The organism is Halopenitus sp. POP-27 (assembly GCF_029889855.1).
Lineage (GTDB): Archaea > Halobacteriota > Halobacteria > Halobacteriales > Haloferacaceae > Halopenitus > Halopenitus malekzadehii.
On sequence record NZ_JARANU010000004.1, the window covers coordinates 106,270 to 126,637 of the forward strand.

Below are 20,368 nucleotides of genomic sequence, written 5' to 3' on the forward strand. Positions count from 1 at the left end.
GGCGGCGTGAGCGTCGTAAGCGTTCCGTGTTCGGTCGATGGATCCGAACGGAAGCGAGTCACGAACGGGGTGCGCGCGGTTTCACCGCCTCGCCGCGGGGCGTCCCGCGGCGAGACGGTGAAACCACCCGGAGGTCAGCGAAAACCGAACCCGAACCCGCGGTCGTCGCGATCGCGACCGATCCGGTCGATGACGGACTCGCCGCCGATGACGGGTTCGAGCGCCATACCCACAGGTGGGTCGAGGGGCAGTATATACGTTGTGCACCGACGCGGGGCGGTCCACTGTACATCCACGCGAGACGATCCGTCGTGCATCGAAGCGGGACGTTTAATCCACGGCCCGCCGACCGGGGAGGTATGAACGAGGCGTTCGCGGACGGCTTCGAGGTGATCCCGGCGGTCGACGTCCAGGACGGCGAGGTGGTCCAGCTCGTCCAGGGCGAGCGCGGGACGGGGAAACGGTACGGCGACCCGGTCGAGGCAGCCGAGCGCTGGATCGACGAGGGCGCGGAGACGCTCCACCTCGTGGATCTGGACGGCGCCTTCGAGGGGGAGCGCGTCAACGCCCCTGCGTTCGAGGCGATCGTCGACGCGGTCGGCGACGACGTCGCCCTCCAGCTCGGCGGAGGGATCCGGACCGCCGAGGACGCGCGCGCACTACTGGATCTCGGGATCGACCGCGTGATCCTGGGCACCGCGGCCGTCGAGGATCCCCCGATCGTGGAGGCCATCTCCGAGACGCACCCGGGAACGGTGGTCGTAAGCCTCGACGCGAAGGACGGCGAGGTCGTCGTCTCGGGGTGGACCGAATCGACCGGGCTCGACCCCGCCGCGGCCGCCGAGCGGTACGAGGAGCTGGGCGCGGGCGCGATCCTCTTCACGAACGTCGACGTCGAGGGGCAACTCGAGGGGATCGACCGCGGGGCCGTCGAGGCGGTCGTGGACGCGGTCGACGTCCCGGTGATCGCCTCCGGCGGCGTCGCGAGCCTCGATGACGTCGCCGCGCTGGAGGAGGCCGGCGCGGCGGCGGTCGTGGTCGGAACGGCGCTGTATGAGGGGTCGTTCACGCTGCGTGAGGCCCAGCGGGCCGCGACCGGCGACGGCGCGGAGTGAGCGCACGCGAAGCGACTTCCGGGCGACTCGTGAACCCGCCCGCATATCACTCCCCGTTCGGCCGTTCCTCGGCGGATGACTCCTCGGCGGATGACTCCTCGGCGGGTCGCTCGCGTTGGACGACGAACACCGGACCGAGGAACCGCTCTGCGACCTGTTCTGCAGGCATTCCGAAGAGGAACGTCGTGACCGACGGGTCCGTTTCGCCCATCACGACCGCGTCGTGATCGGCGGCGTGACGAGCGATCGCATCGAGCGGCGCGTCCGGGTGTTCAAGGATCGTGTCGATCGACCCCGGGCTGACGCCGCGATCGACGAGCGCGTTCGCGGTCGATTCCAAAAGCGCCTCGCCGTCGGCATCCGCCTCGTCGTCATCGAGCGCGTGGTACAGCGTGATCGTCGCGTCGGTCGTCGCGAACAGGCCGGCGGTCAGGCGGGTGTTTCGGTCGAGTCCGACGTCGCCCCGAACGGCGAGCAGCACCGACTCGAGGGCGTCGGTGCCGTTGGGAACGAGTACCGCGAGACAGTCGTGTTCGTAGATCAGCCGGTCGATCGTCGCCTGCGCCTCGTGTGTGAAGACGAGGCGGACGTCGACCGTGGCGCCCGCGTCGGAAAGCGCCGCCGCGAACTCCTCGAGTTTGGCCATCGCACGCTCGCCGAACTGCTCGCGGGCCTGGTCGGCCGCGGTCTGGTCGGGAATGACGTGGTAGCCGGCGAGCACGACGTGTGCGTCCGCGAGCAGGTCCGCGATCCCGGTCGGCAGCGACTCGCCCTCGAGAACCCGGATCGGATAGAGGACGGGCGGACGGTTCGGCGCGTCGGTCGTGGGTGTGGGATCGGTGTCGGTCGTGGATGTGGGATCGGTGTCGGTCGTGGATGTGGGATCGGTGTCGGTCATGGATTAGAACGCTCCCTTGAGTGCGACGTCGGTAGCGTAGTACCGGTACCAGGCGTAGGCAGCGACCATCACGGCGGCGCCGACGCCGATCGACGCCGGCTGCATAAACGCGATGAGCGAGAAGCTCGCGAGCGCGCCGAGACCGGCGACGAGGTATCCCGCGGGACAGCGGAACGCGGGAGTATACCACGCGGGCGACTCGCGTCGGAGTTGGATCAGGGCGACGCAGACGAGTCCGTACATCACCAGATGGAGGACGGAGGCGACCTCCGCGAGCAGCTCCACCTGGCCGGTCGCCGTGAGCACGACGATCGGGCCCCCAGCCAGCCCGAGGGCGACGTGTGGCGTGCCGTACCGGAGGTTGAGGCGGCTGGCGGCCTCCGGAAGGAGGTCGTCGCGGCTCACGGCGTAGACCGCCCGGGAGGCGCTGAGGATGGAGGCGTTCGCGCTCGAGAACGTGGCGAGCAGCCCGGCGACGACGATCGCGAGCGCGCCCGGCAGGCCGACGAAGGCGCGAGCGACCTCGACCATCGCGGTTTCGCCGAACTCGCCGAGCCGGACGCTCCCGAACGCGCTGGTCGCCACGAAGATCGTGACGACGTAGAACACGCCGACGACGAGCACCGATCCGACCATCGCCAGCGGCAGGTTTCGGCTCGGGTTCGTGATGTCGCCGGCGACGGTCGCCACCTGCGCGAAACCGAGGTACGAGGTGAACACGAGCGCGGCGGTCTGCAACACCGGCACCAGTCCGCCCGGTGGGAAGAACCCCTCCGGGACCGATTCCGTGCCGAACACGCCGAGGGCGTCGAGGCTCCCGTAGCTCAGGAACAGCGTGAGGATGACGAGCAAGACGATGACGATCGCGTTCTGCAGCGATGCCGTGTTCTCGGTCCCGAACACGCTGAGAGCCGTGAGCGCGCCCCCGAAGACGACCCCCAACGGTACCGCCGGATCCACGGGGAGGGCGATCCCCGCCTCCGCGAACACCTGGCCGGCATAGCTGCCGAGCCCGACGAGGTAGAACGCGGCCGCGAACACGAGCCCGAGCCAGAGGCCGATGCCGATGACCGCGCCCGGAGTGGTACCGAGACCCCGAGAGATGAAGAAGTAGCCGCCGCCGCTGCGGGGCATCGCGGTCGCAAGCTCCGACAGCGGGAGCGCGACCAACAGCGCGACGACCGCCCCGATCGCGAACGAGAGCGATGCCGCCGGTCCCGCGTTCTCCGCGGCCAGCCCCGGAAAGACGAAGATGCCCGCACCGATCATCGTCCCGATGCCGATCGCGAGCCCGCCGACGAGTCCGATCGTCCGTTCGAGCTCCCCCTCGCCCCGATCGCGGTCGTGTTCGACGACGGGCTCGGACGAGTCCGCCGCGGGCATCGACTGGTCCGGCGGCGGTGAGTCCGGTGACGTCGATGGGGCCGCCGGCGTCGATGCGGCCGACGACGAGTCCGTCGGCTGCGGACGGTCGGCGGGGGTATCGCGTCCCATACGTCGTCGATCACGCGCAGACCCGAAATAGCCACCGCCGCGGTTCGGAACGTGGCTCCCGCTCGCGTTCGAAGCGGCTCGCCCGCAATCCCCTTAAGAGTCGCCCGCGAGTGGCCGGTATGAGCGACCCGAGCGGATCGAACGGCACCGACCGCAGCGCGGCCGTCTCGCGGGCGACGGCGGAGACGGAGATCGATCTCACGCTGACGATCGACGGGAACGGGGACGGCGAGATCGACACCGGGATCGGCTTCTTCGACCACATGCTGACGGCCTTCGCCACGCACGGGCTGTTCGATCTGACCGTCCGGTGTGACGGGGACACCCACATCGACGACCACCACACCGTCGAGGACGTGGCGATCTGTCTCGGCGAGGCGTTCGCGGAGGCGCTCGGTGACAAGCGCGGGATCCGCCGGTACGCCGACCGTCGCGTCCCGCTCGACGAGGCGGTCGCGTCCGTGGTCGTCGACGTCTCGGGACGACCCCACTACGAGTTCGCTGGCGAGTTCTCCCAGGAATCGATCGGGGGGTTCACGAGCGTGATGGCCGACCACTTCGCGATGTCGCTTGCCCACAACGCCGGCCTGACGCTGCACGCCGAGGTCGTCCGCGGGGAGAACGCCCACCACGAGGTCGAGGCGCTGTTCAAGGCGCTCGCGCGCACGCTCGACGACGCGACCCGGATCGACGAGCGGCGCTCGGACACCCCGAGCACGAAGGGCGACTTGTAAGCGATGTTCGACGAGATCCTGGGCAAGTTCGAGGGGTCGCCGAGCCAGCAGGCGGTGATCCGCCTGCTCTTGGAGCGCGGGTTCTCCGTCAACGAGGACGGGCGCGTGGTCTCGGGCGGGATCGAGATCCCCTACACCGGGATCGCGCGCGAGCTGGACGTGGACCGCCGCGTCGTCGACTCGACGACCGACGCGATCCGAGAGGATCCGGAGCTGCGCCGGATCTTCGCGAACATCTCCTCGATCCCGAGCCTGATGGATCTCGCGCCGGTGCTCGAGTTGACCGTTCTCACGGTCGAAGTGGCTGCAGCGGACGAATCCGGCATCGTCGCCGAGGTGACCGGACTCATCGCCGACCACGAACTCACGATCCGACAGGTCATCAGCGACGATCCGGAGTTCGCGGCCGACCCGAAGCTCTACGTGATCCTCGACGACGACGTTCCCGGCGAGCTGCTCGTGGCGATCCGGGAGCTCCCCTACGTGCGCCGCGTCGAGTTCTGAACGGCGGGGCGGAACCCACCGAGCGCACGCGCATATGGTTATACGGTTCGAGACCGTATTGACCGTATGAGCACCGAGGTACGGCTGAACCGGCTTCGAACCGTCATCGACGCGCTCGACTACCCGATCGACCGAACCGACGCGCGCGAGGAACTGTCCGACGTGACGCTCCTGTACGCCGACGGGAGGGAGTCGCTGGCCGCGGTCGTCTCCCGATCGAACGACGACGTCTTCCGATCGATGGAGGACCTCGAGGCCGCGGTCTTCGGGAACGTTCCGGTCGAAGCGGTCGGCGAACCGGGGCAGTCCGACGGCGACGCCTAGCACAGGCCGTTTCGGCGACGCCCAGCACAGTCCGTTCCGGAGACGTTTTTCGCCGTTCAGTCGGAGGCGATGAGCGACGCGTATCGTGGGATTGCTCCGCATATTTCACTTTCACCCACCTGTTAACGTGGGTTTATATGGGAGAGCGAACAAGCGGGGTGTACATGCCCGAAGACGAACTCGAAGACCTCCCAGGCGTCGGCCCCGCGACCGCGGACAAGCTCATTGACACCGGCTACGAGAGCTACCAGAGCATCGCGGTCGCCAGCCCCGGGGAGCTGTCGAACACCGCCGACATCGGCTCCTCGACCGCCTCGGACATCATCAACGCCGCCCGGGAAGCCGCCGACGTCGGCGGCTTCGAGACCGGCGCGGCGGTCCTCGAGCGGCGCGAGCAGATCGGCAAGCTCTCCTGGCAGATCGACGAGGTCGACGAGCTGCTCGGCGGCGGCGTCGAGACGCAGTCGATCACGGAAGTCTACGGCGAGTTCGGCGCCGGCAAATCGCAGGTGACCCACCAGCTGGCGGTCAACGTCCAGCTGCCCCGCGAACACGGTGGGCTCGCCGGCGGCGCCATCTTCGTGGACACCGAGGACACGTTCCGGCCCGAGCGGATCGACGACATGGTTCGTGGCCTCGACGACGAGATCCTCGAGGCGGAACTCGAACGGCGCGAGATCGAGGGGACGCCGAACAGCGACGAGGCGCTGGCCGAACTCACCGAGGCGTTCCTCGACCGGATCCACGTCGCGAAGGCGTTCAACTCCAACCACCAGATCCTGCTGGCCGAGAAGGCCAAGGAGCTCGCCGGCGAACACGAGGAGAGCGAGTGGCCGATCCGGCTCGTCTGCGTGGACTCGCTGACCGCCCACTTCCGCGCCGAGTACGTCGGCCGGGGCGAGCTCGCCGAGCGCCAGCAGAAGCTGAACAAACACCTTCACGACCTGATGCGGATCGGGGACCTGTACAACACGTCGATCCTCGTCACTAACCAGGTCGCCTCGAACCCCGACTCCTACTTCGGCGACCCGACCCAGCCGATCGGCGGCAACATCCTCGGCCACACCTCCACGTTCCGGATCTACCTGCGGAAGTCGAAGGGTGACAAGCGGATCGTCCGGCTCGTCGACGCCCCGAACCTCGCCGACGGCGAGGCCGTGATGCGCGTCCAGGACGCCGGCCTCAAACCGGAATAGGCCGGCCCGAGAGGACACGCAGGCGTCGGTCACACACCACTCACGCGAGCCGACACCATCTGTTGCAACGATTTCCGCGACGGCGACCAACGATTTTCGCGACGGCGACTCACGAGGAGCGCGCGCGAGCGTTTCGGGCACATACACCAACAATCCGACAAAACGATCGTCAAGTTGTTCGGCAACATTTGTAACGGAACTGCCGAGAATACGTCCTTATATTGGCCTTATTCGATTGTATATATGACGAACGTCGACCGAATCGCACATATTATTCTATTTTTCAACTATACGATTTATATACCTCCATCCACCCCAGTCGGAACGTGATTTCGAACACGAACACGGAGGAATCGATTGGAATAGTTCACGATCGTAAACCATCCATCCCCGATAGGGCGGTGATCGTCTGATGGTGGGCGCGGAACTCCTCACGCAGGTCGATCCCTCGGTGATCGCCGAGGGCGTGAACCTGCTGTGGGTTGCAGTCGTCTGTTTCCTGATCTTCTTCATGCACGCCGGCTTCGCGATGCTCGAGGCGGGGCAGGTGCGTGCGAAGAACGTCGCCAACCAGCTGACGAAGAACCTGCTGACCTGGAGCGTCGGCGTCCTGGTCTACTTCCTGATCGGGTTCGGCGTCGAGGCCGTCGCGGGCGGAAGCGGCGTCTCGATGGAGACGTTCACGGCCGCGATGACCGCGCCCGACGGCGCGTGGGTCAACAGCTGGCTGTTCGGTGCCGTCTTCGCGATGACGGCGGCGACGATCGTCTCCGGCGCGGTCGCCGGCCGCGCGAAGCTCCGCGCGTACGTCGGCTACACGATCGTGCTGTCGGCGGTCATCTACCCGGTCGTCGCGGGGATGTCCTGGTACGGCGGCGGCCTCCTCGCGGGGCTCGGCTTCACGGACTTCGCGGGCGGGATGGTCGTCCACGGGATGGGCGGCATCGCCGGCCTCACGGCCGCGTACGTGATCGGCCCGCGAATGGACCGCTACGCCGAGGACGGCTCCACGAACGTCATCCCCGGCCACTCGATGACGTTCGCGGTGCTGGGAACGCTCGTCCTCGCGTTCGGCTGGTACGGCTTCAACGTCGGCACCACCGCGACCGTCTTCGCCGTCGAGAACGGCGAGTTGACGCTTGGCGGCTTCGGGGTCGTCGGGCGCGTCGCGCTCACGACGACGCTCGGGATGGCCGCCGGGGGCATCGGCGCGGCGCTCGGAGCGCTCGCGCTCACGAAGAAGGTCGACACCCTCTACGTCGCCAACGGGCTGCTTGCGGGACTCGTCGGCGTCACGGGGATCGTTGACCTCGTCACCTGGTGGGGCGCCATCGCGGTCGCGCTGGTGTGCGGCCTCCAGCTCCCGTTCGTCTTCGAGTTCGTCTCGGACACGCTGAAGATCGACGACGTCTGCGCCGTCTTCCCGGTCCACGGCTCCGCCGGCGTCATCGGGATCCTGGCGCTGCCGTTCGTCCACGTCGACGGTTTCTCGGTCGACCTGCTCGTCTCGCAGGTGGTCGGAACCGCCGTGATCACGGTCTGGACCGTCCTCGCGACCGCGGCCGTCTTCGGCGCCTTCAAGGCGGCCGGACAGGCCCGCGTCGCGCCGGAACACGAGCGTGAGGGGCTCGACGTCTCCGAACACGGCGTCGACACCTACCCCGAGTTCGGCAAGCCGATCGCCGCCGACGGCTCCGGAGCCAGCGTCCGTGCCGACGGCGGCGCGGAGGCCGGCACCGAGATCAAGATGGTCACGGCGATCGTTCGCCCCGAGAAGCTCGGCGACATCAAGACCGCGCTCGCCGGGATCGGCGCGCCCTCGCTGACGGTCACGAACGTCTCCGGCCGCGGCTCCCAGCCCGCCAAGACGGGCCAGTGGCGCGGCGAGGAGTACGTCGTCGACCTGCACCAGAAGGTAAAGATCGAGTGCGTCGTCGCCGACATCCCGGCCGACGAGGTCGCGGCGGCGATCCGCGAGGCCGCAAGCACCGGCGAGCCCGGCGACGGGAAGGTCTTCGTGCTGCCGGTCGAGGACGCACTGCAGGTGCGCACCGGCACGGCCGGGCCCGAGGCGGTGTAAGCCGCCAAGAGAGTCCGAACCGGCCGAGCTTCGGGCGGTCTTTTTAATTAGGAATCCGATCCTTTTGAACGGTTCCCCGGGAGTGACATCCTCACCCGCCGTGACGCGTCACTCCTCGGCGTCGAACCGGTCCCGAACCAGCGGCGAGTCGGACGTCGTACACTCGGGTCGACCACAGACGCCGGCGTCGGCGCCGGCACGTTCCACGCCCGCCGAAAGGTGATCAATCGACCAGTCGGCGTCGTGACCGTGGGTTCGCCGGTGGTCCTCGAGGGCGGTCCGTGCTCGACGAAGGGACGGGAACGTCTCCGTGAACGAGCAGGAATCGCAGTCGACCGTCACGCGAGCGCCATTCATACCCGAGTAGTGAGGGCCGGCGGGCAAAACGATCGTGGTCTAAATGGATCCGGACGACCACGAATGGATCCGGACGACCACGCTCCGAACGAACGTGGGCGAACCGGTCGCGCTCTGAACGGAACCCCTTTTTCACCTCCCGACCGAAGGGTGGGTCATGAACCACGACCGCTCGCGTGCGCTGTACGACCGCGCGCTCTCGGTGCTGCCCGGCGGCGTCAACTCCTCGGTTCGGGCGACGCTCCCACACCCGGTGTTCGTCGACCACGGAGACGGCGGCCACGTGATCGACGCCGACGGAAACCGGTACGTCGACTGGGTGATGGGCTACGGCCCGCTGTTGTACGGCCACGACGTCCCCGAACCGGTGACGGCGGCGATCCAGTCCGCGGCGGCGGACGGCCCGATGTACGGGGTCCCGACCGAGATCGAGGTCGAACACGCCGAGTTCATCGCGCGCCACGTCCCGAGCGTCGAACAGGTCCGGTTCGTCAACTCCGGCACCGAGGCGACCGTCTCGGCGGTCCGGCTCGCCCGGGGCCACACGGGTCGCGACAAGATCGTGGTGATGCAGGGCGGCTACCACGGCGCCCAGGAGTCGACGCTCGTCGAGGGTGAGCCGGGGTCGCAGGCGCCCTCCACCGCGGGCGTTCCCGAGGAGTTCGCCGAACACACCCTGCCGGTCCCGTTCAACGATCCGGAGGCCGCACGCGAGGTGTTCGCCGAACACGGCGACGACATCGCGGCGGTGCTCGTCGAGCCGATCCTCGCCAACTCCGGGATCGTGATGCCGGTCGACGGCTACCACGAGACGCTGCGCGAGCTGTGTGACGAGCACGGTTCGCTGCTCGTCTTCGACGAGGTGATCACCGGCTTCCGCGTCGGCGGGCTCGGCTGTGCGCAGGGGAAACTCGGCGTAACCCCGGACCTCACCACGTTCGGGAAGATCGTCGGCGGCGGATTCCCGGTCGGGGCGATCGGCGGCCGAGCGGACGTGATGGAGGGGTTCACGCCGGCCGGCGACGTCTTCCAGGCCGGGACCTTCTCGGGACACCCGGTGGCGATGGCGGCCGGCAAGGCCTACCTGGAGTACGCGGCCGAACACGACGTCTACGAGCACGTCAACGAGCTCGGGCGCCGGCTTCGGGAGGGGATCACCGACATCTGTGCCGACCAGGCGCCGACGTACACGGTCGTCGGGACGGACTCGCTGTTCAAGACGGTCTTCACGCGCGAGGGCCCGACCGGCGGGGACCTCGAGACGTGCTGTCCGGCGGGCTGTACCCAGGACCCCGACTGTCCGCGGTACGACTACTGTCCGAAGACGGGCGCCGACGTCGCTCGTGCCGAGACCGACCGCTGGGAACGCGTCTTCCGCCAGGAGATGAAAGAGCAGGGGATCCTCCTCACCGGCAACCAGTTCGAGAGCCAGTTCGTCTCCTACGCACACACCGAGGCGGACGTCGAGGAGACGCTCGAGGCGTACAAACACGCGCTCTGAGCGGCGAAATGACGCGCTCCGAGCCACGAAAGCATCGCGGCCGGAGTGGACGAACGCGCAACGACCTGACGCGACCGAAATTGGTGACCTTTTCACCGCCGGGACCGACGGATCGAGTATGACACGATCGCTTCGACTCGCGACTCGCGGATCCGACCTCGCCGTGAAACAGGCGGCGACGGTCGCTGACGCGCTCGCGACCCGGCGCCGGGAGGTCGAGACCCGAACGGTCGAGACCCGCGGCGACCAGGTCCCGGACGCGCTCATCCACGAGCTGGGAAAGACGGGCGCGTTCGTCCGGTCGCTTGACGAGGAGGTGCTCTCCGGCGACGCCGACCTCACGGTCCACTCGCTGAAGGACGTCCCGACGGAGGGGCTCGACGACCTCGTCATCGCCGGCGTCCCCGAACGCGCGCCGGCCGGCGACGTTCTCGTGACCCCCGAGGGAGATGACCTCGCCGACCTGGAGCCGGGATCGACGATCGGAACCGCCTCGCTGCGCCGCACCGCCCAGATCAAGGCCGCCCGCCCCGACATCGAGGTGGAGCCGATCCGTGGCAACGTCGACACCCGGATCGAGAAGCTGCTCGCGCCCGGACTCCAGCGCGAACACGAGGCCCGGATGGAGGCGCGGTCAGAGGAGAGGGGTGAGACCGGCGAGACGGGCGGAAACGACCACGCGGGCGACCACGATGAGGACGGCGACCGGGCGGGAGACGGGGACGATCGCGAGTTCGAGGCGACCGTCGAGGAGTGGTTCGACTCGTTGCCCGAACTCGAACGCGGAGCGATGGAACGAGACGTCGAGACCGAATACGACGGGCTGGTGCTCGCGGAGGCCGGACTCGCGCGGTCCGGGCTGCTCGATGCGGTCCCGACGGCGCGGCTCGAGCGCGGCGAGTTCGTCCCGGCGGCCGGCCAGGGCGCGATCGCCGTCGTCGCGGCGGACCCGGACGTGGTTGACGCGGTCCGGTCGGCGGTCGACCACCCGCGGACGCGCGTGGAGACGAGCGTCGAGCGGACGATCCTCGAGGAGCTCGGCGGCGGCTGCATCGCCCCAATCGGCATCAACGCGATCGTGCAGGGATCGTACGTCCACACGACCGTCCGCGTGCTCTCGCGGGACGGGACCGAGGAGGTGGCCGAGACGCGGGATCTCGACATCGAGCACTACGGGCAGGACGCGCAGGCGTTCGGCCGGGACCTGGCCGAACGGGGCGCCGACGAGCTGATCGAACGCGCGCGCGAACGGAGCGAGGAGGATGACGGAGGACGAGAGGAGGATGACTGAGGATGACGGTCGGAGCGACGGATTCGAGGACGAGACCCAAACCGAGGGTCCCGAGGGCGAGATCCCGACCGACAGCCACGAGGAAGCGACCGGCAAGGTCTACCTCGTCGGGTCGGGGCCCGGCGATCCGGAGCTGCTGACGGTGCGGGCGAACCGCCTCCTCGAGGCGGCCGACGTCGTGCTCCACGACAAGCTTCCGGGCCCGGAGATCATCGAGTCGATCCCCGAGGGCAAGCGTGAGGACGTCGGCAAGCGGGCCGACGGCGAGTGGACGCCCCAAGAGTACACCAACCGCCGGCTGGTCGAGCTCGCCCGTGAGGGGAAGACGGTCGTCCGGTTGAAGGGCGGCGACCCCTTCGTATTCGGTCGCGGCGGCGAGGAGCTCGAGCACCTGGCGGCGGCCGGCGTGCCGGTCGAGGTCGTGCCGGGCGTCACCTCCGCGATCGCCGGGGCGGGCGTGGCCGGGATCCCGGTGACCCACCGCGACCACGCCTCCTCGGTGTCGTTCGTGACGGGTCACGAGGACCCGACGAAGGCCGATTCGGCGGTCGACTGGGAGGCGCTTGCGGCCACCGGCGGGACGATCGTCGTGTTGATGGGCGTCGGCAAGCTGCCGGAGTACGTCGCCGAGCTCCGGAGCGCGGGGATGGACTCGGAAACGCCGGTGGCGCTCGTCGAGCGCGCGACGTGGCCGGACATGCGCGTGGCGACCGGGACCCTGGAGACGATCGTCTCGGTCCGCGACGAGGCGGGGATCGAGCCGCCAGCCATCACCGTTATCGGCGAGGTGGCGGCGAGCCGTGACCGCGTGATCGACGTCCTGGAGAACGCCAACGCGGCACCGATCGGGGCCGAAACGGAACGGGAGCGAGAACGGGAAGGAGGGACCGACCGATGAGCCGGCAGGTTCGCGTCGCCGTCTTCCGACCCGACGACGACCGGATCGACGACGCGGTCGAGCTGTTGGGGTCGCTCGGTGCCGACCCGGTTCCCGATCCGATGTTGGCGGTCGAACCGACCGGCGAGACGCCGACGGACGCGCCATACGTGGTCCTCACGAGCAAGACCGGCGTCGAACTCGCCGGCGAACGCGGGTGGGAGCCGGCCGCGGACACGACGCTCGTCGCGATCGGCCCCGCGACCGCCGCGGCGGCACGGGAGGCGGGCTGGACCGTCGACCTGATCCCCGAGGAGTACACCTCACAGGGACTCGTCGACCTGCTCGGCGGCCGGATCGCCGAGGGAGGCGGGAGCGGCAAGGGGACTGCAGGCGCGGCGAAGCGGAGCGCCGCGGACCAAAGCACCACGGATCAGGGCGTCGCGATCGAGGTCGCCCGCTCGGACCACGGCAGCACGGTCCTCACCGAGGGGCTCGCGGCTGCGGGCGCCGACGTCCACGAGACGGTGCTCTATCGGCTCGTCCGCCCGGAGGGAGCCGGCCGGTCGACCGAGCTGGCCGCCGCCGGCGAGCTGGAGGCGGCCGCGTTCACCTCCTCGCTCACCGTCGAGCACTTCCTCGAGGCCGCCGCCGATCGTGGGATCGAGGCCGACGCCCGCGAGGGGCTCGTCGACGCGGTCGTCGGCGCCATCGGCGACCCGACCCGGGAGACGGCCGAAGCGCACGGGATCGACGTCGACGTCGTTCCGGACGAGGCGACCTTCGAGTCGCTCGCGACCGCGGTCGTCGAGCGGGCGGCACCGAGCCACCGCGGCGAGTGAGCGTCTCGGCACGGGAGCGGCGCGGAGCTGGCCCAAACGGAAGCCGGGCGTCACTCCCCGTTCTCGACCCGGTCGTCGAACGTCGCCCACGCGTCGGGAAACGACGCGAGCCGGGCCGCCGACAGCGTGTACAGCGCGTACTCCCGGTCCAGCCGGACCGTTCGATCCTCCTCGATCCAGCGGTGTATCCGGTCGTCCGTCGAGGCGATCCGGAACCGTTCGGCCGCCAGAAAGTCGCCGCCAACGGTCGGATCGACGGTCGATACGGGGAGGTCCTGGAGCGCCGTGACCGCCGACTCGCGGGCCGACCGGACGGTCTCGGGCGTCGCCTCGCGATGTCCGCCCTCCTCGATGGTCGTTCGAGCGCGATCGAGTGCCCGCCGGTTGACGTCGAGTTCGAGGGCGGTCGCAAGCGATCGGCCGAGTCGGCGCCGGTCCTCGAACAGGGTCTCGTGGAGGTGCGAGACCACCCTGACGCCCTCGGTCACGATCTCCCGGGCCGGGTCCGCGTCGGTCCCGATCAGCTCGCGAGGATCGCCCGCGTCGTCAGTCGGGTATTCGGCCTCGCGAAAGTCCTCGCGGGCGGTTTCGAGCGCGGTCGTGAAGCGACCCTCGTAGTCGGCGGGCTCGACGGCATCGGCGTCAGGATCGCCGTCGACGCCAGCATCGGTATCACCGTCTGCCGCGGCACGCTCGCGATGGCGCGCCGAGAGGTGATCCAGGGCCGCCAGCCGCGAGACGGCGCGTTCGACCTGGCCGGCCAACTCGCCGATCCACAGCGCGTGCCCCTCCGGCGCGGCATGGTGATGCGTGGGCCGATCGAGATCGGCGCGGGCTCGATCGAGGAGCGACTCGAGGCGCACGGCGGTGAGCAGGGTTCGATGCGGGTCGATCCCCGCATAGGTGAGCGCATCGGCGCCGGTCGCGAGTCGATCGCGTGCGTCCGAGCGGGCCCCCTCGACGACGGACCGCCGCTCCGTCGTCGATCCGACCGCGGCGACCGTCTCGGCGGCGCTGCGGGCGTGTCCGCGGACCTCATGGGACTCCGCGAGTGCGTTGGCAGCAGCGGGTGCGTCCCGCACGGCATCGAGTCCGCGAACCGCGCGATCACGAAACCGCTCGATCTCCCGGCGGGCGGCCCCGTTCGGGACGTCGGCTGCGGTGAGCGGGTCCGGGACGTCGGCCAGCAGCGAGTCGATCCGATCGGTCACCCCGACGACGGTTCCCCGGTTCGGCTGCACCGGCTCGGGCCGTGGCGGGGTCTCGACCGGCGACTCGATCGTTCCCTCGAGCGTCGCGGCATCGTACGTGGACGGCGTGTCCTCGCCACGGTCGAGGACGTCGAGACACCCGGCCGACGCGAGGGTCACTCCGGCGCCGACCGCACCGAGAACCGAGCGACGCGACCGGGTCACGCGTCATCACCGCCGTTCGTCTCGATCGACTCGGGTCGGCAGTTCGAGCTGGTTCCGAGCCCCATTCCCGACGGGGATGACTCGTAAGCCTGCGGGACGCGCAGCGCCGTCACGAGCAGGTGGCGGTCGTCCACCGCACAGGCCGCGTCCGCCGGACGGAGCTTCCGACAGCGGCTGGCGTGGAACTCGTCGTCCTCGAGCTCGACGTACTCGGTCGAGAGCTCGTAGCAGGCCGCGATCGGCTCCTGGATCAGGACGACCGACTCGGAATCAAAGTCGATCGCCGTCAGAAACGACCGAAGCGCGTCGGTTCCCTCCGGCTCCCGTCGGAACCGCAACCGATCGCGGTGGGCGTCCTCGAGGATGAACCACATCCGGTTTCGGAGCCGCCGGTCCGCGAGGTCGGGCGTCGGGGTGGCGGGAACGTCGCTCGAGTCGGTCACTCCGCCGTCCGGATCAGTCGGATCGAACCCGATCGGGATGATCGGGTCGAGCGACGGGTCACGGAGCGTCTCGATCGCGAAGTCGGTCGTCGCCGATTCGGGCGGGTGTGACGGGTCGTCGTTCACGGTTCGGCTGCGGGAGGACTGGCCGTCGAGACAGCCGGCCGCGGCACTCGCCAGGGCCGCTGCGCCCGCGGCGAGGAGGGATCGCCGGGACCGATGGAGGGCGGGCATACAACCGGCTGGGCCGTGCCACCCCAAATAGGTTGGGAACCCGGCCGGCTCGCGACGACCGCTTTTAGTCGATGGCGCAGACAGGAGTGGTATGAGCGACGAGCAGAATCGGGACGACGATCCGTCGCGGGATGCGGATCCGGACGACGATCCGGCGCGGTACGCGGATCCGGCGAAGAACCCCTACGTGCGGGAGCCGCCGACCGAGTTCACGGACGTCGCCGAACTCGACGCGTCGACGGCCCGGGAGCAGGCCGAGCGCCTCCGCGCAGCGATCCGCGAACACGACTACCGGTACTACGTCGAGGCGGATCCGATCGTCTCGGACGCGGCCTACGACGCGCTCTTCGACCGGCTCGTGGCGCTCGAGGAGGCGTTCGACCTCCCGACCGAGGACTCGCCGACCAGGCGCGTGGGCGGGGAACCGGTGGCGGAGCTCGAGACGGTCGAGCATACCGCGCCGATGCTCTCGATCGACCAGACGACCGACCCCGACGACGTCCGGGAGTTCGACGATCGCGTCCGGCGGGCGCTCGCGGAGTCGGAGATCACCGTCGCCGGCGACGCCATCGAGTACGTCTGTGAGCCGAAGTTCGACGGCCTCTCCGTCGAGGTCGTCTACGAGAACGGCGAGTACGTTCGCGCGGCGACCCGGGGCGACGGGACGACCGGCGACGACGTGACCGAGCAGGTGGCGACGATCCGCGCCGTTCCGGGCCGGCTCCGCGGAGCGCCCGACGACGTGCCCGAAACCCTTGCCGTCCGCGGAGAGGTCTACATCCCGCGGGACGCGTTCCAGGAACTCAACCGCGAGCGCCAGGAGCGCGGCGAGGAGCCGTTCGCGAACCCCCGCAACGCCGCAGCCGGAACGCTGCGCCAGCTCGACCCGACCGTCGTCGCCGACCGACCGCTTAGCGTCTTCTTCTTCGACGTCCTCGGGTGGGCCGGGACCACACCGGGGGACGACTCCGGCGGAGGAGGTCCCCGCGAACGGCCGGCGACACACTGGGACGACCTCGACGCGCTCGAGGGGTTCGGGCTGCGACGGAACGACCGGACCGAGCTAGTGACCAACATCGAGGACGCGATCGACTACCGCGACCGGACCGCCGCGGTCCGCGACGAGCTCGCCTACGAGATCGACGGGATCGTGATCAAGGTGAACGACCTGGCGGCGTGTAAGGCGCTCGGAACCACGTCCCGGTCGTACCGATGGGCGTTCGCCTACAAGTTCCCGCCGCGGACGGAGACGACGACGGTCGAGGAGATCGTCGTCCAGGTCGGGCGGACGGGGCGATTGACGCCGGTCGCCCTCCTCGATCCGGTCGACGTCGGCGGCGTCACGGTCTCGCGGGCGACCCTGCACAACCCCGCCGAGATCGAGATGCTGAACGTGAACGTCGGGGACCGCGTTCGGGTGTACCGCGCCGGCGACGTCATCCCGTACATCCCGGCGGTCGTCGAGAAGCGGAGTGAGGGAGCCTACGAGTTCCCCGAGGCGTGTCCCGTCTGTGACTCGCCCGTCGAGCGCGACGGGCCGCTTGCGTACTGTACCGGCGGGCTCGGCTGTCCGGCCCAGCTCGAGCGCGCGATCGAACACTGGGCGCGCCGCGACGCGCTCGACATCGAGGGACTCGGCCCGGAGACGGTCGAACAGCTCCGCGCGGCGGGGATCGTGGAGTCGCTGCCGGACCTCTACCGGCTCGATCGTGAGGACCTCGCCGCACTCGACGGCTGGGGCGAGACGAGCGCCGAGAACCTCCTCGCGGAGCTCGAGGCGAGCCGGAACCCGCCGCTGCCCGAGTTCCTGGCCGCCCTCGGGATCCCGGACGTGGGCGCCGCGACGGCGCGGAACCTGGCGGCACACGTCGGCACGCTCGACGCGCTTCTGAAGGCGTCAACGGCGGACCTCCAAACCGTCGACGACGTCGGGGAAACCGTCGCCGCGGAGATACACGAGTTCCTCGACGGCGAGCGGAACCGCGAGACGATCGCCGAACTCCGCGAGCTCGGGGTCGATCCGCAGCCCTACGAGACGGGGGCCGAGTCCGGCGGCGGGGAGCTCGAGGGATTGACGTTCGTGTTCACGGGCGCGCTATCGGTCCCGCGAAGCGAGGCGCAAGCGGTCGTCGAGCGACACGGCGGCAATGCGACCGGGAGCGTCTCCGGCAACACGGACTATCTCGTGGTCGGCGAGGATCCCGGACGGAGCAAGCGGCGGGACGCCGAGGCCCACGGCGTCGAAACGATCGACGAGGCGGACTTTGCGGCTCTCCTCGCCGACCACGGGATCGAGTGGCCGCCGGAGTCGTGACGAACGGAACCCCGGCGACCGCCGGAGTCGTGATGACCGTCCGAACGGGCGACGTCGAACGGAGGGTTTCGAACCGATCCCCGCGAGCGCGTCGAACACCCACAACCATTTATCCGAACGGGCGGAACCGGGGCGTATGACAGCCATCGAGCTCTCCGGGGTGACCAAGCGGTTCGGGGAGTTGACCGCCGTCGACGACCTCGACCTCACGGTCGAGGAGGGCGACGTGTTCGGCTTCCTCGGCCCGAACGGCGCCGGGAAGTCGACGACGATCAACGTGTTGTTGGACTTCGTCCGACCGACGTCAGGGACGGTTCGCGTGCTCGGCCACGACGCCCAAGCCGACAGCGTCGCGGTGCGGGATCGGACGGGCGTCCTCCCGGAAGGGTTCGACGTCTACGACCGGCTGACGGGGAAACAGCACGTCACGTTTGCGATCGAGTCGAAGGGGGCCTACGAGGACCCCGACGCCATCCTCGAGCGGGTGGGGCTCGCCGGCGACGGCGACCGCAAAGCGGGCGGCTACTCGAAGGGGATGCGCCAACGGCTGGCGCTCGGGATGGCGCTCGTCGGCGACCCCGATCTCCTCATCCTCGATGAACCGTCATCGGGGCTCGATCCGGCCGGTGCCAAGGAGATGCGCGAGATCGTCCGCGAGGAGGCCGAAGACGGGACGACCGTCTTCTTCTCCTCGCACGTTCTCGGGCAGGTCGAGGCGGTCTGTGACCGCGTCGGCATCCTTCGCGACGGCCGGCTCGTCGCCGAGGACTCGATCGACGGGCTCCGGGAGGCGGTTGGGAGCGACGAGACGCTGATCGTCACCGTCGACGCGGCAACCGAGGACGACCTCGAGGCGGTTCGGGCCATCGACGGCGTCGCCAGCGCGGAGACCGACGGCGGCACCGTCCGGGTGAGCTGTGACAGCGGCGTGAAGACGGACGTGATCGGCGCCCTCGAGGAAGCTGGCGTGACGGTCCAGGACTTCACGACCCAGGAGGCCTCCCTCGAGGACCTCTTCATCGCCTACACGGAAGGGGAGGTGGCCGAATGAGCTACCGTGCGGTCGCGCGAAAGGACTTCCAGGACGCGGTTCGATCCCGATGGATCTGGGTGCTGTCGGCGCTGTTCATCGTGGCCTTCGCCGGTCCGGCCCTCCTTCGGTTCACGCTCGGAATCGGACTGGGCGACACCAACGAGGCGAGCGGGATCACGGTGTTGTTCATCCAGTTCATGAAGGAGGGTACCGCGATACTCGTCCCGATCATCGCGATCGTGGTCGGTTACGCGTCGATCACGCGCGAGCGGGAAAGCGGGACGCTGAAGCTCCTGCTGTCGCTTCCCCACTCCCGGGGCGACGTCGTCCTCGGAAAGGTGCTCGGTCGCTCCGCCGTCGTCGCGCTGCCGATCGCGATCGGCTTCCTCGTCGCCGGGCTCGTGTTGATCCCGGCCGCAAGCGGGGGAGCCGTGAGCCGGTTCGCCGCGTTCGCGCTGTTGACGGTCGTGCTCGGGGTCGTCTTCGTCGGACTGGCCGTCGGGATCTCGGCGGCATCGGAAACGGACCGACAGGCGATGGTCGGGTCGGTCGGCCTGTTCCTGTTGACGAGCCTCTTTTGGGGGACCGCCTCCGGACGGATCGCCTCGGCGCTCAACGAGTACGCGGGCGTATCGGTCCAACAGCAGTACCTGGTCGAACTCGGACTCAAGGTCGTCAACCCGGTGGCGGCGTATAAGACGCTGGTCGATTCGCTGGTCTACGCGAGTCAGATGGAGGCCCGCCAGCAGCTGTTCGGGTTCTTCCTGTTTTTCGACCCCGCGGCCGCCGAGGCGCTCGGCGACGAGCTGCCGGTCGTCTTCACCGATCCGGTGATCGCCGCGCTGCTCGTGCTGTGGTTCGTCGTGCCGGTGTACGTCGGAATGACGGTCTTCGAGCGCGTCGATCTCTAGCTGGACCGGTCTTCCGGATCGGCCCTCCGAGCGATCACTCGGAGCGGTTCTGACACCGCGTTTCCGGGCCGTCGCCGTCGATCGAACCGGCACCCGATCGACCGGGTGACGTCGATCGAACCGGCACGAAAGCCCTATTTCGGACGGGAACAATCACTCGACAGTGCCGACGTTCCGCTATCCGTGTCCCGGCTGTCGCACCACGAACAGCCTCCACGAGGTCGACTGCGAGTTCGAGGGCGTCGACTGGCCGCGGATCGAGCGGGCCTACACCGATCTGTTGGCGGTGCTCACCCGAGAGCCGGACGGGATCGCGGAACCCGAACTGCGGGCCGCGATCCCCGACGACTGGTCGGGGCTCCACGCGGCCGCGCTCGGGCTGTTGGAGCGTGAACAGCGTGTGGTCCGCGATGGGGGCGACGACGGACCCCTCCGGCTGTTGACCGCCGCGGAGTTCAAAGAGCGCGTCTCCGAGCCGACGCGGGAGCCGATGCGGACGATCTACGAACGCGGGTCGGTGCCGGGGTGTCACGACAACGCGGTCTTCGCGATGATCGCGTGGTACGAGATGGTCGGGCTCTCCTGGAGCGAGACGAAGGAACACGTGATCGACTGGCTGGAGACCTCCGGCGCGTGGGATCGGGGCGGCTTCGAGGAGTCGTCGCCGACGGAGCTCGTCGAGAGCAAGCGTCACGTCTACGACGCCGGGTACGGCTGGAAGGAGAAGGCGCAGGCCGCAAAACGCGTGATCGAACGGCACGGATGAAGCGTGAGGGGTCAGAAGCGGGGACCGGGAAGGGACCAC

At 69.2% G+C, this 20,368-nt stretch carries 19 protein-coding genes; 14 read left to right on the top strand and 5 right to left on the bottom strand.

Annotated elements, in window-relative coordinates:
• The first annotated feature begins 359 nt into the window (after window positions 1-359).
• Window positions 360-1,115 carry a 1-(5-phosphoribosyl)-5-[(5-phosphoribosylamino)methylideneamino]imidazole-4-carboxamide isomerase gene (hisA, locus tag OQF70_RS04035; protein ID WP_280535987.1) on the top strand — a complete coding sequence of 252 codons (756 nt, stop codon included), beginning with the start codon at window positions 360-362 and terminating at the stop codon, window positions 1,113-1,115.
• A gap of 46 nt (window positions 1,116-1,161) precedes the next feature.
• Here hisA and OQF70_RS04040 read toward each other — a convergent pair whose 3' ends face one another.
• Complete coding sequence (locus tag OQF70_RS04040) at window positions 1,162-2,013, bottom strand: universal stress protein (protein ID WP_280535988.1); 852 nt, start codon at window positions 2,011-2,013, stop codon at window positions 1,162-1,164.
• 3 nt (window positions 2,014-2,016) lie between these two features.
• Window positions 2,017-3,396: an APC family permease gene (locus OQF70_RS04045; protein ID WP_280536054.1), complete on the bottom strand. Its 1,380-nt coding sequence runs from the start codon at window positions 3,394-3,396 to the stop codon at window positions 2,017-2,019.
• A 230-nt stretch (window positions 3,397-3,626) separates the two neighbouring features.
• On the opposite strand from OQF70_RS04045, the gene hisB reads away from it, so the two are divergent.
• The 5 genes from hisB (at window position 3,627) to OQF70_RS04070 (ending at window position 8,345) form a co-directional block, all read left to right on the top strand.
• Window positions 3,627-4,241 carry an imidazoleglycerol-phosphate dehydratase HisB gene (gene hisB / locus OQF70_RS04050; protein WP_280535989.1) on the top strand — a complete coding sequence of 205 codons (615 nt, stop codon included), beginning with the start codon at window positions 3,627-3,629 and terminating at the stop codon, window positions 4,239-4,241.
• 3 nt (window positions 4,242-4,244) lie between these two features.
• A complete protein-coding gene (locus tag OQF70_RS04055) occupies window positions 4,245-4,745 on the top strand; it encodes an amino acid-binding protein (RefSeq protein WP_280535990.1) in 501 nt (166 codons plus the stop codon).
• A gap of 66 nt (window positions 4,746-4,811) precedes the next feature.
• A complete protein-coding gene (locus OQF70_RS04060; RefSeq protein WP_280535991.1) occupies window positions 4,812-5,069 on the top strand; it encodes a hypothetical protein in 258 nt (85 codons plus the stop codon).
• 164 nt (window positions 5,070-5,233) lie between these two features.
• Window positions 5,234-6,265, top strand: coding sequence for a DNA repair and recombination protein RadA (radA, locus tag OQF70_RS04065; RefSeq protein WP_092816772.1), 1,032 nt, complete (start codon window positions 5,234-5,236; stop codon window positions 6,263-6,265).
• A 412-nt stretch (window positions 6,266-6,677) separates the two neighbouring features.
• Entirely contained in the window at window positions 6,678-8,345 is a 1,668-nt protein-coding gene (locus OQF70_RS04070; RefSeq protein WP_280535992.1) for an ammonium transporter, read from the top strand.
• A gap of 108 nt (window positions 8,346-8,453) precedes the next feature.
• Here OQF70_RS04070 and OQF70_RS04075 read toward each other — a convergent pair whose 3' ends face one another.
• Window positions 8,454-8,702 carry a hypothetical protein gene (locus OQF70_RS04075; protein ID WP_280535993.1) on the bottom strand — a complete coding sequence of 83 codons (249 nt, stop codon included), beginning with the start codon at window positions 8,700-8,702 and terminating at the stop codon, window positions 8,454-8,456.
• Between the two features lie 157 nt (window positions 8,703-8,859).
• Between OQF70_RS04075 and OQF70_RS04080 the strand changes: the two genes are divergently transcribed.
• The 4 genes from OQF70_RS04080 (at window position 8,860) to OQF70_RS04095 (ending at window position 13,213) form a co-directional block, all read left to right on the top strand.
• The gene (locus OQF70_RS04080; RefSeq protein WP_280535994.1) at window positions 8,860-10,203 is read left to right on the top strand and encodes a glutamate-1-semialdehyde 2,1-aminomutase; all 1,344 of its coding nucleotides are present in this window, start codon (window positions 8,860-8,862) and stop codon (window positions 10,201-10,203) included.
• 118 nt (window positions 10,204-10,321) lie between these two features.
• On the top strand, window positions 10,322-11,494 hold the full coding sequence (hemC, locus tag OQF70_RS04085; RefSeq protein ID WP_280535995.1) for a hydroxymethylbilane synthase: 1,173 nt from the start codon (window positions 10,322-10,324) through the stop codon (window positions 11,492-11,494).
• Entirely contained in the window at window positions 11,487-12,392 is a 906-nt protein-coding gene (gene cobA / locus OQF70_RS04090; protein WP_280535997.1) for a uroporphyrinogen-III C-methyltransferase, read from the top strand. Before hemC ends, cobA begins: the two co-directional genes overlap by 8 nt.
• A complete protein-coding gene (locus OQF70_RS04095) occupies window positions 12,389-13,213 on the top strand; it encodes a uroporphyrinogen-III synthase (RefSeq protein ID WP_280535998.1) in 825 nt (274 codons plus the stop codon). Before cobA ends, OQF70_RS04095 begins: the two co-directional genes overlap by 4 nt.
• Before the next feature lie 50 nt (window positions 13,214-13,263).
• Here the strand turns inward: OQF70_RS04095 and OQF70_RS04100 are convergent, their stop codons facing one another.
• Together OQF70_RS04100 and OQF70_RS04105 are read right to left on the bottom strand one after the other, a co-directional pair.
• Window positions 13,264-14,628 (bottom strand): hypothetical protein, encoded by a 1,365-nt coding sequence (locus tag OQF70_RS04100; protein ID WP_280535999.1) that lies wholly within the window; start codon window positions 14,626-14,628, stop codon window positions 13,264-13,266.
• Window positions 14,625-15,305: a hypothetical protein gene (locus OQF70_RS04105; RefSeq protein WP_280536000.1), complete on the bottom strand. Its 681-nt coding sequence runs from the start codon at window positions 15,303-15,305 to the stop codon at window positions 14,625-14,627. The genes OQF70_RS04100 and OQF70_RS04105 overlap by 4 nt, the downstream gene beginning before the upstream one ends.
• A gap of 91 nt (window positions 15,306-15,396) precedes the next feature.
• On the opposite strand from OQF70_RS04105, the gene ligA reads away from it, so the two are divergent.
• From ligA to OQF70_RS04125, 4 genes are all read left to right on the top strand, one after another.
• Window positions 15,397-17,619: an NAD-dependent DNA ligase LigA gene (gene ligA, locus OQF70_RS04110; RefSeq protein ID WP_280536001.1), complete on the top strand. Its 2,223-nt coding sequence runs from the start codon at window positions 15,397-15,399 to the stop codon at window positions 17,617-17,619.
• A gap of 136 nt (window positions 17,620-17,755) precedes the next feature.
• Entirely contained in the window at window positions 17,756-18,670 is a 915-nt protein-coding gene (locus tag OQF70_RS04115; RefSeq protein WP_280536002.1) for an ABC transporter ATP-binding protein, read from the top strand.
• The gene (locus tag OQF70_RS04120; protein ID WP_280536003.1) at window positions 18,667-19,563 is read left to right on the top strand and encodes an ABC transporter permease subunit; all 897 of its coding nucleotides are present in this window, start codon (window positions 18,667-18,669) and stop codon (window positions 19,561-19,563) included. Before OQF70_RS04115 ends, OQF70_RS04120 begins: the two co-directional genes overlap by 4 nt.
• Window positions 19,564-19,726: 163 nt before the next feature.
• Window positions 19,727-20,329, top strand: coding sequence for a hypothetical protein (locus tag OQF70_RS04125; protein ID WP_280536004.1), 603 nt, complete (start codon window positions 19,727-19,729; stop codon window positions 20,327-20,329).
• Window positions 20,330-20,368 lie beyond the last annotated feature (39 nt).

Coding starts and splice junctions, on each gene's coding strand:
- hisA (WP_280535987.1), top strand. CDS start 360: ATGAACGAGGCGTTCGCGGACGGCTTCGAGGTGATCCCGGCGGTCGAC.
- OQF70_RS04040 (WP_280535988.1), bottom strand. CDS start 2,013: ATGACCGACACCGATCCCACATCCACGACCGACACCGATCCCACATCC.
- OQF70_RS04045 (WP_280536054.1), bottom strand. CDS start 3,396: ATGCCCGCGGCGGACTCGTCCGAGCCCGTCGTCGAACACGACCGCGAT.
- hisB (WP_280535989.1), top strand. CDS start 3,627: ATGAGCGACCCGAGCGGATCGAACGGCACCGACCGCAGCGCGGCCGTC.
- OQF70_RS04055 (WP_280535990.1), top strand. CDS start 4,245: ATGTTCGACGAGATCCTGGGCAAGTTCGAGGGGTCGCCGAGCCAGCAG.
- OQF70_RS04060 (WP_280535991.1), top strand. CDS start 4,812: ATGAGCACCGAGGTACGGCTGAACCGGCTTCGAACCGTCATCGACGCG.
- radA (WP_092816772.1), top strand. CDS start 5,234: ATGCCCGAAGACGAACTCGAAGACCTCCCAGGCGTCGGCCCCGCGACC.
- OQF70_RS04070 (WP_280535992.1), top strand. CDS start 6,678: ATGGTGGGCGCGGAACTCCTCACGCAGGTCGATCCCTCGGTGATCGCC.
- OQF70_RS04075 (WP_280535993.1), bottom strand. CDS start 8,702: ATGAATGGCGCTCGCGTGACGGTCGACTGCGATTCCTGCTCGTTCACG.
- OQF70_RS04080 (WP_280535994.1), top strand. CDS start 8,860: ATGAACCACGACCGCTCGCGTGCGCTGTACGACCGCGCGCTCTCGGTG.
- hemC (WP_280535995.1), top strand. CDS start 10,322: ATGACACGATCGCTTCGACTCGCGACTCGCGGATCCGACCTCGCCGTG.
- cobA (WP_280535997.1), top strand. CDS start 11,487: ATGACTGAGGATGACGGTCGGAGCGACGGATTCGAGGACGAGACCCAA.
- OQF70_RS04095 (WP_280535998.1), top strand. CDS start 12,389: ATGAGCCGGCAGGTTCGCGTCGCCGTCTTCCGACCCGACGACGACCGG.
- OQF70_RS04105 (WP_280536000.1), bottom strand. CDS start 15,305: ATGCCCGCCCTCCATCGGTCCCGGCGATCCCTCCTCGCCGCGGGCGCA.
- ligA (WP_280536001.1), top strand. CDS start 15,397: ATGAGCGACGAGCAGAATCGGGACGACGATCCGTCGCGGGATGCGGAT.
- OQF70_RS04115 (WP_280536002.1), top strand. CDS start 17,756: ATGACAGCCATCGAGCTCTCCGGGGTGACCAAGCGGTTCGGGGAGTTG.
- OQF70_RS04120 (WP_280536003.1), top strand. CDS start 18,667: ATGAGCTACCGTGCGGTCGCGCGAAAGGACTTCCAGGACGCGGTTCGA.